The organism is Aliiroseovarius sp. YM-037 (assembly GCF_048060095.1).
GTDB lineage: Bacteria > Pseudomonadota > Alphaproteobacteria > Rhodobacterales > Rhodobacteraceae > JBLUOA01.
Genome location: NZ_JBLUOA010000006.1, coordinates 14,787 through 29,526, shown reverse-complemented (window position 1 = coordinate 29,526; position 14,740 = coordinate 14,787). Strand labels below are relative to the sequence as shown.

Annotated in this window: 13 protein-coding genes; 9 read left to right on the top strand and 4 right to left on the bottom strand. The window is 60.7% G+C overall.

The features are described from left to right. Positions 1-15: 15 nt before the first annotated feature. Positions 16-612: a histidine phosphatase family protein gene (locus ACEWPJ_RS16455; RefSeq protein WP_416514213.1), complete on the bottom strand. Its 597-nt coding sequence runs from the start codon at positions 610-612 to the stop codon at positions 16-18. Positions 613-703: 91 nt separating this feature from the next. On the opposite strand from ACEWPJ_RS16455, the gene ACEWPJ_RS16450 reads away from it, so the two are divergent. After that, on the top strand, positions 704-1,501 hold the full coding sequence (locus tag ACEWPJ_RS16450; RefSeq protein WP_416514212.1) for an inositol monophosphatase family protein: 798 nt from the start codon (positions 704-706) through the stop codon (positions 1,499-1,501). Here the strand turns inward: ACEWPJ_RS16450 and ACEWPJ_RS16445 are convergent. The 3 genes from ACEWPJ_RS16445 to ACEWPJ_RS16435 are packed head-to-tail and all read right to left on the bottom strand — an operon-like array spanning position 1,498 to position 5,814. Continuing rightward, positions 1,498-2,565 (bottom strand): ABC transporter ATP-binding protein, encoded by a 1,068-nt coding sequence (locus tag ACEWPJ_RS16445; RefSeq protein WP_416514211.1) that lies wholly within the window; start codon positions 2,563-2,565, stop codon positions 1,498-1,500. The two genes, ACEWPJ_RS16450 and ACEWPJ_RS16445, sit on opposite strands and share 4 nt — an antisense overlap. A gap of 3 nt (positions 2,566-2,568) precedes the next feature. Further along, positions 2,569-4,746 (bottom strand): ABC transporter permease, encoded by a 2,178-nt coding sequence (locus ACEWPJ_RS16440; RefSeq protein WP_416514210.1) that lies wholly within the window; start codon positions 4,744-4,746, stop codon positions 2,569-2,571. Between the two features lie 42 nt (positions 4,747-4,788). Continuing rightward, a complete protein-coding gene (locus ACEWPJ_RS16435) occupies positions 4,789-5,814 on the bottom strand; it encodes an ABC transporter substrate-binding protein (RefSeq protein WP_416514209.1) in 1,026 nt (341 codons plus the stop codon). 170 nt (positions 5,815-5,984) lie between these two features. On the opposite strand from ACEWPJ_RS16435, the gene ACEWPJ_RS16430 reads away from it, so the two are divergent. From ACEWPJ_RS16430 to ugpA, 8 genes are all read left to right on the top strand, one after another. After that, positions 5,985-6,899 (top strand): AAA family ATPase, encoded by a 915-nt coding sequence (locus ACEWPJ_RS16430; RefSeq protein ID WP_416514208.1) that lies wholly within the window; start codon positions 5,985-5,987, stop codon positions 6,897-6,899. A 3-nt stretch (positions 6,900-6,902) separates the two neighbouring features. Further along, positions 6,903-8,132, top strand: a complete 1,230-nt coding sequence (locus ACEWPJ_RS16425; protein WP_416514207.1) for a vWA domain-containing protein — start codon at positions 6,903-6,905, stop codon at positions 8,130-8,132. Positions 8,133-8,220: 88 nt separating this feature from the next. After that, complete coding sequence (locus ACEWPJ_RS16420; protein ID WP_416514206.1) at positions 8,221-8,673, top strand: CoxG family protein; 453 nt, start codon at positions 8,221-8,223, stop codon at positions 8,671-8,673. Positions 8,674-8,728: 55 nt separating this feature from the next. Beyond that, positions 8,729-9,199, top strand: coding sequence for a (2Fe-2S)-binding protein (locus tag ACEWPJ_RS16415; RefSeq protein WP_416514205.1), 471 nt, complete (start codon positions 8,729-8,731; stop codon positions 9,197-9,199). 14 nt (positions 9,200-9,213) lie between these two features. Next, positions 9,214-11,556: a xanthine dehydrogenase family protein molybdopterin-binding subunit gene (locus ACEWPJ_RS16410; protein ID WP_416514204.1), complete on the top strand. Its 2,343-nt coding sequence runs from the start codon at positions 9,214-9,216 to the stop codon at positions 11,554-11,556. Positions 11,557-11,570: 14 nt separating this feature from the next. After that, on the top strand, positions 11,571-12,365 hold the full coding sequence (locus ACEWPJ_RS16405; RefSeq protein ID WP_416514203.1) for an FAD binding domain-containing protein: 795 nt from the start codon (positions 11,571-11,573) through the stop codon (positions 12,363-12,365). 138 nt (positions 12,366-12,503) lie between these two features. Next, the gene (gene ugpB, locus ACEWPJ_RS16400; protein WP_416514202.1) at positions 12,504-13,808 is read left to right on the top strand and encodes a sn-glycerol-3-phosphate ABC transporter substrate-binding protein UgpB; all 1,305 of its coding nucleotides are present in this window, start codon (positions 12,504-12,506) and stop codon (positions 13,806-13,808) included. Positions 13,809-13,850: 42 nt separating this feature from the next. After that, complete coding sequence (ugpA, locus tag ACEWPJ_RS16395; protein ID WP_416514201.1) at positions 13,851-14,732, top strand: sn-glycerol-3-phosphate ABC transporter permease UgpA; 882 nt, start codon at positions 13,851-13,853, stop codon at positions 14,730-14,732. Positions 14,733-14,740 lie beyond the last annotated feature (8 nt).

Below are 14,740 nucleotides of genomic sequence, written 5' to 3'. Positions count from 1 at the left end.
AGAACAGCGCAAATTTCACGGTCGGTCTTGGTCGGTCAATTCTGCCATCGGGCGCCAGCCGGTTTTTGGCGTGGTTTGTTCATCGCTAAATTCAAAGAAACACCCGCCGCCTGCGGTCTGATCGTATTTCCGGCTGATCGGCACGCTCGCCAGATGGCAATATAGCAACGTCCCAACTCCGCCATGGCCGACGAACAGAACGTCACCGTTAGGGGCATCCGGCAAACTCACCTGTACCTCACCAACAATCCGCGCTTGTGCGGCGGTCGCGGTTTCCCAGCCTCGCACGCTTTCGTCGGGATGGGCGAAGAATAGATCGGCAACCGCCTCAAATTCCTTCGGCGGCAGAAAGCCTGTCGCGCTTCGGTCATTTTCGTGCATTCTTTCGCGGATCGTCAGGACGCACCCGAGGGCATTCGCCAACGGCGTGGCGGTCTCTATAGCCTTGGTTTCACCGCTGCTGAAGATGGCGTTCGTCCCGCGCAGCGCGCCCGATTGGGCGAGGGCGTTGACCCGGCCCAACCCGACCGCGTTCAGCGACCAGCTTCGAATGTCCTTTGACGGATCGATCAGCACTTCGGGATGGGTGAGGTAGCGGATGACGCGCGGCATGGCTTCACAGTCTCACGAAAGGCATAAACGGCAAAGCATCACCGGGCATAATCCTGTAGAAAAGAGGCAAGTTGCGCATTTGGGGGACGATATGGATTTGAAACAACGCGCGGAGAAAATCGCGGGGATCGCGCGGGACGCGGGCAAGCTGGCCTTGGAATATTTCAACGACCCCAACAGGTTGCGGATCGAACAGAAGGGGCATCAGGATTTCGTATCGCAAGCGGACAGGAATGTTGAACTGGCGATCCGATCTGCCCTGTCAGAACAGTTTCCCGATGACGCGATTGTGGGGGAGGAGCACGGGCCGACCGTCGGCACGACGGGGTTTACGTGGGTGATCGACCCTATCGACGGAACCACCAACTTCGTCAACGGGATACCCGCTTGGACGGTCGTGATCGCAGGTGTGTGCGACGGAAAAACCCAGATCGGCGTGATCTATGATGCCTGTCATGAGGAAATGTTCGTCGCCGCCCGTGGGCAGGGCGCTTCGCTGAATGGTGATCCGCTTCGGATCACGTCGGATCGGGGCATTGCGGATGGGTCGACCGGTATAGGATTTTCGCACCGGACCAGCACCAAGGGGACGGAACGCTTGATCGCGGGGCTTCTGGCCGAGGGTGGTGTTTTCTATCGCAACGGCTCCGGCGCGCTGTCGCTGGTCTATGTCGCGGCGGGCCGATTGCTGGGCTATTCCGAAGAACACATGAACGCATGGGATTGCCTTGCCGGGCAGTTGATCGTGGCAGAGGCGGGTGGCGTGGTCGAGGATCAGAACGCCGACCAGATGATCGCCGACGGTGGCCGCGTTATCGTCGGAACGTCGAAGGTCTTTCCCGATTTACTGCGGATTTCCGAAGTGGCGTTCGACGGCGGATCGGCCTAGCCCGAAGGCAGCAGCACCGGGCCGATGGGGGCAAGGCCGACCGTAATCTCCTGCCCGATTTCAAGCGGAGTGTCGACATCGTCCTGAATGGCGAAGATCGACGCGAACTCGGTTTCTAGCGTGTATTCCATGCGGCTGCCGACATAGGTGGCCTTCATGACTTTGGCGGGGAAACCGGACTCGCTCCCGACCAATAGGCGGGTGGGGCGGACGGCCAGCGTTGCATCGCCAACGGGCAATCCGCGGGCGGGCAGTTTGTGGCGGTAGTCGCCCAGTGAAATCTCGGCCATGTCACCCTCGACCGAGGTGATCTTGCATGGCAGCAGATTGGCCTCGCCGATGAAATCAGCAACGAAGCGGTCGGCGGGTTCGTCGTAAAGGTCGCGGGGGCTACCGATCTGCGCGATCGACGCGTTGCGCATCACGACGATCTCGTCGGACACGGCAAGCGCTTCTTCCTGATCGTGCGTCACATAGACGACCGACAGGCCAAGGTTCTGCTGAATCTCGCGAATATCCTCGCGCACCTGCCGCCTGAGTTTTGCGTCGAGGTTCGACAACGGTTCATCAAACAGCAGAACTTGCGGTTCCAACACCAACGCGCGGGCAACGGCGACCCTCTGTTGCTGCCCGCCGGATAGCTCGCTTGGCAGTCGGTTGCCAAACCCCTCAAGCCCGACGAGCTTTAGCCCGGCGTTCGCACGGTCCTTGGTTTCGGCCTTGGCGAACCCGGAAAAGCCCAGCCCATAGGACACGTTTTCAAGAACCGTCATATGCGGAAATAGCGCGTAGGACTGAAACACCATCGACACGTCGCGATCCGTGGCGGGCAGGGTGGTCACGTCTTTCCCGCCAATCAGGATCTGCCCGCTTGTTGCCATTTCCAGCCCGGCGATCATCCTGAGCGTCGTTGTCTTGCCACATCCCGACGGGCCGAGCAGAGTCACGAGCTTTCCGGCCTCAATCTCAAGGCTGATGTCATCGACGGCGACGACATCGGTGCCGTAGATTTTCGTGACGTTCCGAAAACTGACCGGAGCGGCTTTGCTGTGAATCTGCGTCATTCTTTATCCTCCGGCCCCAAGATCGGCGCGGCGGCCGATCTTTGTTTTTCCGACCATCAACTGCAAAGCGCCAACGGCGGCCAACATCACGAAAATCAGGGTCGTCGAATAGGCAATCGCCAACCCGTAGTCGTTGTTTTCCACGCGCCCGATGATGTAGCTGGTCGCCATGTCGTATCGGGCCGACACAAGAAAGATCACCGCCGATATCGCGGTCATTGCCCGCACGAAGCTATAGACCAGCGCGGCGAGGATGGCCGGGCGCAGCAGCGGTAGGATCACCCGCCGGAACGTATGCCAACTGTTCGCCCCAAGCGTCAGCGAGGATTCATCCAGCGACTTGTCGATCTGTGACATCGACGCGATCCCCGCCCGCACGCCGACCGGCATGTTTCGGAAGATAAAACTGATGACAAGAATGATGCCAGTTCCCGTAATCTCAATCGGTGGCACGTTGAAGGCAAGGATATAGCTGACCCCGATCACCGTTCCCGGAATGGCGAAGGACAGCATGGTGCCAAATTCAAACGCGTTCTTGCCGCGGAAACTTTGCCGGGTCAGCAGATAGGCCGTGACAAGGCCGACCGCCGCCGTCAGTGGGGCGGCAATCGTCGCGATCTGGATTGTTGTCCAAAAGCTGTCCCAGGCGGCTCCGCTCCACCTTATGCCGTCTTCGGTGATCCGAACGGAAAAGGCGGTGATGTAGTGCTTGAAGGTCAGGGTGTTCCGCACGCCCCAAAGTTCGACCAGACTGCCATAGACGATCATGCCGTAGATCACGGCGGTGAACAGCGCCCAGATGATCGCGACGCCCAGAACAGGGATCGACAACGCACGCGGCATACGCGGATGAACGCCCGCGTCGCCCTTGCCGGTAACCGTTGTGTATGACTTTTTCCCCAGCCACGCCCGCTGTGCGTAGAACGCCGACAGGGTGAAGCCGAGCAGAACCATCGCCAACACCGCCGCGCGGCCCTGATCGTATTGCGCGCCGACGATGGCAAAGAAAATCTCGGTCGATAGCACGTCGAAATTCCCGCCGAGGATCAGCGGATTGCCGAAATCGGCCATGCTTTCGATGAATCCCAGCAGGAAAGCATTGGCGAGGCCGGGCCGCATCAACGGCAGTGACACTGTCTTGAACACCTGCCAGCGGTTCGCCCGCAGGGTTTGCGCGGCTTCTTCCATCGAGGGGCTGACGCCTTCAACCACGCCGATCAACACTAGAAAGGCGATCGGCGTAAAGGCGAGGGTCTGCGCAATTATCAACCCCGGCAAGCCATAAAGCCAGCGCGTCGGCTGCACGCCGAACAGGTCCGCGACAAATCGGGTGACGGAGCCTGACAGCCCGAACATCAGGATCAGCGCCAGCCCGATAACAAAAGGTGGCGTGATGATCGGCAGGATCGTCAGCGCTCGGATCGACCGTTTGAACCGGAACCCGGAGTGGGTGACAACCAACGCAAAGGCAAGGCCAAGCGCGGTAGTGATGAACCCGACCAGCACCGCAAGGAACAGCGAATTGAACGCCGCCCCGCAGCGGCCCGGACCGGTCAGGCAGGCCAGACCCCAAAGGCGGTCGTCAAAGAATTTCGACAGGAACACGCTGACGGAATAGCCGCCCTCTTCAGTTATGAAAGCTGCGGTCAGCATTTTAGCGATTGGAAAGAACACGAAGGTGGCGACGATGGCGATCACCGCACCAATCGCGCCGACAACGAACACGTCACCATTGATCGCACCGCGTGCCGCGATGCCTTGGGTGAACAGAAACAGGAACGAACTGGCGAGGATCAGCCCCCCGTAGCCCATCCCGAACTGGCGGTCATCAAGCGGGCCGAACAGTGCCTCAAGCCAGCCATAGCTCCACCCCCTCAGCCCGATGCCGAAACCTTGGGCGATCAGCCAGCCAAAGCCAAATGCCCCGGCAAGGATAAGGGTTTTCGCATAAAGCGGGTCGTTCTTTGGCCGGGTCAGCACAAACAGCGACCCGATCAGCGGGATCAAAAGCGGGGCCAGCCACAGCTTTTGCCCTTGTCCGATCAGAAAGGCTGCCGGGGCGACATCATCGTCCAGCGGATACCCGTCGAACAGCCATTCGAACGAGAAAAAGCCACCATCGACCGCATACCAAGGCAGCAGGAAAAACCCGACCCACCCGGCGATGACCCAAAAGATCAATACCGGGAAGGCGGTCTTCGTAGATGCGTCGCTTCTCAAGACTTATTGCGGAAGTGTTGAGACGTCTTCATCCCATTTTTGCAGAAGCCGCTGACGCTCATCGCTCGACCCGTAGAGGGTGAAGTCATAGTCGATCAGCGTGATGTCGGACATGTCCGGCGCGGACGGCGAGGTTTCGGCCCCCATGTTCGACGGCACCTGAAACGCGTTGACCTCAAGCGCGAGGTTCTGTGCGTCGACTGACAAGGCCCAATCGTAGAACTGCTGTGCTTCTTCCAGATTGCGCGCCCCTTCGATGATCGACATGGAGCCGATCTCGTATCCCGTGCCCTCGCAGGGTGCCACGACCTGAACCGGGAAGCCCGCGACGGCCTGTTTCACCGCGTCGTGCATAAAGACGATACCAACCGTGGTTTCCCCGCGCCCTGCGGCCTTGATCGGGGCAGAGCCGGACTTGGTGTATTGGTTGATGTTCGCGTGCAGGTCTTGCATGAATTTGAACCCGTCGTCTTCGCCGAACAGCTGAACCATCGTGGCAAGCGTCGTGTAGGCCGTGCCGGACGAATTCGGATTGGCCATCTGAACGTGACCCTTGAAGGCCGGATCAAGCAGATCGCGCCAGCAGGACGGTTCCGGCAGGTCATTCGCGGCGAGAAGTTCGGTGTTATAGCCAAAGCCAAGCGCACCGGAATAGATACCGATCGTCTTGTTGCCGGCACTTTCCGCTTGTGAAATCGCCCACGGATGTAGTTGGTCGCGCATGGGCGAGATATATTCCTGTGTCAGACCTTCCTCAGCGGCCTGAAGATGCGGATCACCCGTGCCGCCCCACCAGACATCACCCCGCGGGTTGGATTCTTCGGCCTTGATCTGCGCGAAAGTTTCCCCCGAACTGCGGCGCGTCATGTCGACATCGATGCCGGTCGCGTCCTCAAAATTGCGCGCCATAAGCTGGCACCAGTCTTCTTGCGCGCTACAATAGAATGTCAGATTTTCCGCATAGGCCGCCCCGGCCCCCGTGGCCGTAACGACGGCGCAGCTGCATAGCAGCGTTTTGAACTTTGACATGAATTATCCTCCCAGATGATTGCTGCGATTGGTTTTATTCGTTTCGCAGCACGCACCAGCTTAGAAAGGAAATTGCGGCCTGGCAATTCTGCTGTGCCACCCTTTCCCGCGTAGACAGTTTCACGGGCGGGTGCTTAAATGCCGCGAACCCGTCCCTATGAGGCAGCGCAATGGCCGATAGTCCTGCAAGCATCGACGACACGATTTCGGCCCTGTCGGCGGAGGGATATGTCTGCGGCCGTGACCTTGGAACGGTCGTCTACCTGTCCCTGAAACTTGGCAAACCGCTGTTTCTGGAAGGCGAGGCGGGCGTCGGCAAGACCGAGATTGCGAACGCCCTTGCCGCCGCCTTGGGTCGGCGGCTGATCCGGTTGCAGTGTTATGAAGGGCTGGATGCGGCATCGGCGATCTATGAATGGAACTTCTCGGCCCAGATGATCGCGATCCGCACTGCCGAAGCCTCGGGCACCACCAGCCGCGACGATTTGCAGGCCGAGATGTTTTCCGAAGACTACCTGATAAAGCGCCCCCTGCTGCAAGCGATGGAGCCGCATAGCGAAGGCTCGCCGATCCTGCTGATTGATGAGGTCGACCGCACGGATGAGCCGTTTGAGGCGTTCCTGCTGGAAGCGCTGTCAGATTTTCAGGTGACGATCCCCGAAATCGGCACCGTCAAAGCGGCAGAGCCGCCGATTGTCATCCTGACCTCGAACCGCACGCGCGAAGTGCATGACGCGCTAAAACGGCGGTGCCTATATCATTGGGTCGACTATCCGGCGTTTGAACGCGAACTCGCCATCCTTCACGCCCGCGTGCCGGATTGTGCTGCGACCTTGTCGAAGGAGATCGTGAGTTTCGTTCAGACCCTGCGCGATGAAGACCTGTTCAAAAGCCCCGGCGTTGCGGAAACGATTGACTGGGCGCGGTGCCTGATCGCGCTGGATGCGGTGGCGCTGTCGCCTGATGTGGTGTCTGACACGCTTGGCGCTTTGCTGAAATATCAGGACGACATCGCCAAGATCACCGGGTCCGAAGCGACCCGCATCCTTGACGACGCGCGGATGCAGCTCGCGCAGGCGTCGTGAGGGATGCAAGCCTTACCTGAAACGGACGGGCGGCTGGTCGAAAACATCGTTCACTTTGCCCGGGCGTTGCGCAAGGCCGGGCTAAAGGTCGGCACATCGCAACTGAAAAGCGCGATTTCCGCCGTTGCCGCCGCCGGGTTCACGCAGCGCGACGATTATTACTACGCCCTGCGGGCGACGCTGGTGTCGCGGCCCGAACACCTTGAAGTCTTTCATCAGGTCTTTCAGATGTTCTGGCGCGATCCGGAGTTTCTGGAACGCATGGTCCGGTCGATGTTGCCGCTGATGCAGACGATGGATCAGAAGGAGCAGGCCCCGAAGCCCGCCCAAAAACGCGCGGCTGAGGCGATATGGGACGATACCGCCAACCACGCTGCACCACCGGAACGCGACGCCATCGACCTTGATGCGGAGCTAAGCTGGTCCGCGAACGAAGTCCTGCGCAAACAGGATTTCGAACAGATGAGCACCGCCGAACAGGCAGAGGCGGCCGCCCTGATCCGCCGTTTGGTTCTGCCTGCCGCGCCGCTGAAAACCCGGCGCTTTCAGCCATCGCAGATAGGGAGTCGCCCCGACGTCCGCGCCATGCTGCGCCGATCCCTTCGCAAAGGGGGGGAGGTGGACCGTCTGCTGCTGAAGACGCCGAAATACCGCCCGCCAAACCTTGTGGCGATCTGCGATATCTCCGGGTCGATGTCGACCTATGCGCGCATGATGATGCACTTTCTGCACGGGCTGACTTGGGCGCCGGGTTCCGGCTGGGGCCGGGTGCATGGGTTTACGTTTGGCACGCGGCTGACGAACGTGTCCCGCTCTCTCGCGTTGCGGGATGTTGATCTGGCGCTTGAGGCGTTGGGCCGCGACGCGCCCGATTGGCAAGGCGGCACGCGGATTGGTGAGGCGCTGCACCGCTTCAACCGGGACTGGTCGCGGCGGGTTCTGGGGCAGGGCGCGGTCGTGCTGCTGATCACCGACGGGCTGGAGCGCGGCGACACCGACGTTCTGCAGGCCGAGGCCGCGCGGCTCACCCGATCCTGCCGCCGTCTGATTTGGCTGAACCCGCTGCTGCGCTTTGACGGCTTCGCCCCCGAAGCCGCCGGAATCCGCGCGCTGCTGCCCATCGTCGACAGCTTTCACGCCTGCCATTCGCTTGACAGCCTGGCCGATCTTGGAAGGGCGTTCACGACCGGCGGCGACAAGCAGCGCCTTGAGCTTGCTTTGAAATCTGCCTGACCCTTCGGTCAAAACTCTTGCGCGGTGGGGCGCACGGCTTATGATCGTCGCTTATGCACTATCTTACTGAAGCGACTTTGTCATGGATATGACGGGCAGCTACCGGATCGGCGCCCCGCGTGACGCCGTGTGGAACGCCCTGAATGATGTAGAGGTTCTAAAGCTCTGCATTCCCGGCTGTGAAGAGATCGAACAGACCTCGCCCACCACGATGACGGCGAAGGTTGTGCAGAAAATTGGCCCCGTGAAAGCAAAGTTCGACGGCGCGATTGAGCTTTTGAACATCGACGCCCCGGAAAGCTACACGATCAGGGGCGAAGGGCAGGGCGGTGTTGCGGGCTTTGCCAAGGGGGCGGCGGATGTCACCCTGTCCGAAGAGGACGGCGAAACCGTGCTGGAATTCGCGGCCAAGGCTCAGGTCGGCGGCAAGCTTGCCCGGCTGGGAAGCCGGTTGATCGACGCCTCAGCGAAGAAGGTCGCAACCAAGTTTTTCGACAATTTCCACAACCACTTATCCGAAAAAGACCCGCCGGAGGGGTGAGCCCGGCGGTCATTGAACATACGGGCAGCAAGACCCGTCCAAATGGGAGGAATAGATGACCAAGATAAGCATGAAAGTGAACGGCAAGGCTGTCAGCGGGGACATCCCGGACGAAACGCTGCTGTCGGAATTCCTGCGTGAAAACCTGCGCCTGACCGGCACTCATGTCGGCTGTGACACCAGCCAATGCGGCGCCTGTGTCGTGCATGTGGACGGGAAAGCGATCAAATCCTGTTCCGCTCTTGCCGTATCGCTTGACGGGTCCGAGGTGACGACCATTGAGGGCCTCGCCAATGGCGATCTGCATCCGATGCAGCAGGCGTTTACTGAAAACCACGGGCTGCAATGCGGCTTTTGCACGCCGGGGATGATCATGGCCTCGGTCGATATGGTGAACCGCTACAAGGCCAGTGGAAAAGAGCTGACCCCAGACGCGATCCGGGCAGAGCTTGAGGGCAATATCTGCCGCTGCACCGGCTACCACAACATCGTCCACGCCGTCGAAGACGCCGCCGCGAAGATGTAAGGGAGGACATTGATATGAGCACAGGAATAGGCGCCCGCGTCACCCGCAAGGAAGACAAACGCTTCATCACCGGCAAGGGCAAATACACCGACGATGTCCGTGTGGATAATCAAGCCTACGCGGCCTTCGTCCGCTCGCCCCACGCCCATGCGATTGTGAAGGGGATCGACACCTCGGCCGCGCTGGCAATGGATGGCGTGATCGATGTGTTGAACGGTGAACAGCTGACCGGCGACGGGATCGGTAACATCATCTGTGGCTGGGCGATTACATCGAAAGGCGGCTCGCCCATGAACATGGGCGCGTGGTCGGCGCTGGCCACCGAAAAGGTGCGCTATGTCGGCGACAGTGTGGCCGTCGTCATCGCGGAAACGCAAGCCCAGGCCCGGATCGCCGCCGAAGCGGTCGAGGTCGACTATGAAGAACTGCCCGCCGTTGCCGCCGCCGACAAGGCGCTTGCGAACGGTGCGCCGCAGATCCACGAAAACGCGCCAGGCAACCTGATTTATGATTGGGAAATTGGTGAGGGGGCCGCGACCGATGCCGCCCTGTCGGGTGCCGCGCATGTGACGGAACTTGCGCTGACCAACAACCGGCTGTCCCCCAACGCGATGGAACCGCGGTCAGCGGTCGCAATCTTTGACGCGGCAGAGGAGCATTATACGCTCTACACGACCAGCCAGAACCCGCATGTCGCGCGGCTGGTCCTGTCGGCCTTCTATCAGGTTGCACCAGAGCACAAGCTGCGGGTGATCGCCCCGGATGTGGGCGGCGGGTTCGGGTCGAAGATCTATATCTACCCCGAAGAGATCACCTGTCTCTGGGCGTCGATGAAAACCGGGCGGTCGGTGAAATGGACCTCGGACCGATCCGAAGCCTTCATCACCGATGCGCATGGGCGGGACCATATCTCGACCGCGAAGATGGGGTTTGACGCGGATGGAAAGATCGTCGGCCTGAAGGTCGACACCATCGCTAATTTCGGCGCTTATATGTCGCTGTTTTCGAGCGCCGTGCCGACTTACCTTTATGCCACGCTGCTGTCGGGACAATACAACATTGCGAATATCCACTGCAATGTCCGCGCGGTTTATACCAACACGGTGCCGGTCGATGCCTATCGCGGGGCCGGTCGGCCCGAGGCGTGCTATCTGGTCGAACGCATGATGGAAACCGCCGCGCGCGAGATGGGCAAAGACCCAGCAGAACTGCGCCGCGCCAATTTCGTGCAGGAGTTCCCGCATCAGACACCGGTCATCATGGCCTATGACGCCGGCGATTTCGGCGCGAACCTCGACCAGGCGCGCGAGGCGGCGGATGTCGCGGGGTTCGAAGCCCGCAAGGCAGACTCCGCCAAGCGTGGCAAGCTGCGCGGCCTTGGCTATTCGTCTTATATCGAGGCGTGCGGCATCGCGCCCTCGGCGGCGGTCGGATCGCTTGGTGCGGGCGTCGGGCTATGGGAAAGCGCCGAAGTGCGCGTGAACCCCGTCGGCACGATCGAAGTTCTGACCGGGTCACACAGCCACGGGCAGGGCCACGAAACCACCTTTGCCCAGATCGTCGCGGAACGGTTCGACCTGCCGATTGAAAACGTCCAGATCGTGCATGGCGACACCGACAAGGTGCAGTTCGGCATGGGCACCTATGGGTCACGCTCGGGCGCGGTCGGCATGTCGGCCATCGTCAAGGCGATGGACAAGGTCGAAGCCAAGGTGAAGAAGATCGCAGCCCATGTGCTTGAGGCGTCTGAGGATGACATCGTCATCGAAGGCGGCGAGGTGAAGGTCAAGGGCACCGACAAGGCGATGGGCTGGCACGAGGTAGGGCTGTCTGCCTACACCGCCCACAACCTGCCGCCGGATATGGAACCCGGCCTGAAGGAGGGCGCGTTCTATGATCCCGCCAACTTCACCTTTCCCGCCGGCACCTATATTTGCGAGGTCGAGGTCGACCCCGAAACCGGCGTGACCGAGATCGTGCAGTTCACCGCCTCGGACGATTTCGGCACCATCATCAACCCGATGATCGTCGAAGGGCAGGTGCATGGCGGCATCGCGCAAGGCATCGGGCAGGCGATGCTGGAACAGGTGGTTTACGACGATGACGGGCAGTTGCTTACCGGGTCCTACATGGACTACGCCATGCCCCGCGCCTCGGATCTGCCGTTCTATTCGGTGCATCACGCGTCGACGACGTGTCCGAACAACCCGCTTGGCATGAAGGGCTGTGGCGAGGCGGGGGCGATAGGTTCCCCACCCGCTGTTATCAACGCAATCACCGATGCCATTGGCAGCAATGAACTGGCCATGCCCGCGACGCCGCAGGCGGTCTGGAACGCCATCCAGGCGGCAAAGTAAGGGAGGACGACGATATGTATCCGACGAAATACCACAAAACCGCCAGCATCGACGACGCGATTGCCGCGATCACCGGGGCTGAGGACGGCAAGTTTCTGGCCGGGGGTCAGACTCTGCTCGCCACGATGAAACAACATCTGGCTGCCCCCAGCGACCTTGTCGACATCCGCGCGATTGACGGGATGTCCGGCGTGTCTGTCGATGGCGATACACTGGTGATCGGCGCCGCAACGACCCATGCAGAGGTTGCGGACAACGCCGATGTGCAACGCCTTTGCCCGGCGCTTGCGACACTCGCGGGCGGGATCGGCGACCCGGCTGTTCGCTGTGTCGGAACGATTGGCGGCTCTGTCGCCAATAACGATCCGGCGGCGGATTACCCGGCGGGGCTTTTGGCGCTTGGCGCGACCATCGTGACCAACACGCGCGAAATCGCGGCGGATGATTTCTTTGACGGCCTGTTCACCACGGCGCTCGAAGATGACGAGGTTATCACCGCCGTCCGCATCTCATCCCCGTCCCGCGCCGCCTATGCCAAGTTCCGCCAGCCCGCATCCCTTTTCGCGCTGGTCGGTGTTTGCGTGGCAGACGGGGCCGACGGTCCCCGCGTCGCTGTCACCGGAGCCGGCGAAGACGGAGTCTTCCGCCACGAGGGTCTGGAAGCCGCACTCGCCTCAGACTGGTCAGCAGGTGCCGCGGACGGAGTCACCGTCGCCAGCGATGGCCTGCTGTCAGACATCCACGGCAGCGCCGACTACCGCGCGAACCTGATACGGGTTCTGGCCAAGCGGGCGGTAGAGGCGGCTTAAACCATACGGCGCGGGTTCTCGGACCGGCCCGCGCTACAATCACAAGTTGCATCCCTTCGTTTGGCGCGCAGCTTGCTTTTCGAACGGACTCAGCACTATCGTGGTAGGTCTATCAATCGTTGAACTGGGAGGATCGACATGAACATCAAACACTTATTGCTTGCGACGGCATCGGTGACTGTGACCGCAGCTCCGCTGGCGGCACAGACCGAAATCGAATTCTGGCACGCCTTTACCGGCAGACTCGGAGAGTTGGTGGCCGCGCAGGTTGAAGACTTCAACGCGTCGCAATCAGACTACACCGTGACCGCGTCGCACAAAGGCAACTATTCCGAAACGCTGAATGCCGGCATCGCCGCCTTCCGCGCGGGCGAGCAGCCGGACATCCTGATGGTGTTCGAAGTCGGCACCGCCACCATGATGGCCGCTGAAGGCGCGATCAATCCGGTGCATGAGGTCATGTCGAACGCCGATTTTGACCCGGATGCGTTTATCGGATCGGTCAAGGGGTATTACACGACCGGCGACGGTCAAATGCTGTCGATGCCGTTCAACTCATCCACTCCGGTGCTTTGGGTTAACCGCGATGCACTGACCGAAGCGGGGATCGACCCCGACACCGACATGTCGACATGGGAAAACGTCGGCGCGGTTCTGGATCAGTTGAAAGAAGCTGGCCACCAATGCCCGATGACGACAGCGTGGCAAAGCTGGATTCACCTGGAAAACCTGTCCGCTTATCACAACGTGCCGTTCGCGACGCAGGATAATGGGTTTGCCGGTCTTGATACCGAACTCGTGCTGAACGGCGAAACGCAGGTCGCCCATATCAAGGCGATGGGCGAATGGGCGCAGGATGGCAAGTTCATCTACGCCGGGCGCCGTAACGAGGGCGGCGCGAATTTCCGTGCCGGGGAATGCGCTCTCTTCACCGAAAGCTCTGCCGGGTATGCGGGGATCACGGCCGAGGCCACGTTCGACTTTGATGTGCGCCCGCTGCCCTATTGGTCATCGCTGGTCGATGCGCCGCAGAACACCATTATCGGCGGGGCGTCGCTATGGGTGATGGGGGGCCAGACGGACGAGGAATACGCGGGCGTCGCGGCATTCCTCAACTATCTGTCGTCGCCCGAAGTTCAGGCGCAATGGCATCAGGATACCGGCTATCTGCCGATCACCAGTGCCGCTGCCGACCTGACCCGCGAACAGGGGTTTTACGAGGCAAGCCCCGGCACCGATGTGGCCGTCAAGCAGATGACGACCAACGCGCCGACGGAAAATTCGAAAGGGCTGCGGCTGGGCAACTTCGACCAGATCCGCACGATCATCGACGAAGAGCTTGAGGCCGTTTGGTCTGGCGACAAGGAAGCGCAGGCCGCGCTTGACAGCGCGGTGGAGCGGGGCAACGACTTGCTGCGCCGGTTCGAGCAGGCCAACCGCTAAGGACAGCGCCGCGCCCCGCAACGGTGGGGCGCGGCGATCACGATGGAAAAGCGCGTCACCTTCAAGGGCATCTGGTTGCCGCTTCTGCTGGTTCTGCCGCAGATCGTGATAACGGCTGTCTTTTTCTTCTACCCCGCCGGGCAGGCGATCTGGCAGTCGCTGTTCATTCCCGACCCGTTCGGTTTGTCGATGCAGTTCGTGGGCCTCGGAAATTTCGAATACCTGCTGGGCAATCCCTATTACCGCGCTTCATTTTTTACGACGGCGATCTTTTCGATCCTCGTGACGGTCGTGTCGATGGGCGTGGCGCTATACCTCGCCGTTTTGGCGGATCGGTTGATTAAGGGATCAGGCGTCTACCGCACGCTGCTGATCTGGCCCTATGCCGTCGCGCCAGCGGTGGCGGGCGTTCTGTGGCTGTTTATGTTCAACACCCGCGTTGGCGTGGTGTCGTGGTATCTAGGCACGCTCGGATACGACTGGAACCACGTCCTGAACGGAGAAGAGGCGATGGGCCTTGTCGTCGTCGCATCGGCCTGGGGGCGGATCAGCTACAACTTCCTGTTCTTCCTCGCCGGGCTTCAGGCGATCCCGAAATCAGTGATCGAGGCCGCGGCCATCGACGGTGCCCGGTTCTGGACCCGGTTCCGCACGATCGTGTTTCCGCTGCTGTCGCCGACCACGTTCTTTCTGCTCGTCGTCAACATCGTCTATTCGTTCTTCGAAACCTTCGGCGTGATCCATACGATCACCTCGGGCGGACCACAGCAATCAACGACGATCCTTGTTTACAAGGTCTATTCCGACGGGTTCGTCGGGCAGGACCTGGGGTCATCCGCCGCGCAATCGGTGATCCTGCTGATTATCGTCGGCCTGCTGACCATCGTGCAGTTCAAGTTCATCGAACGCAGGGTGCATTACTGATGGCGGAT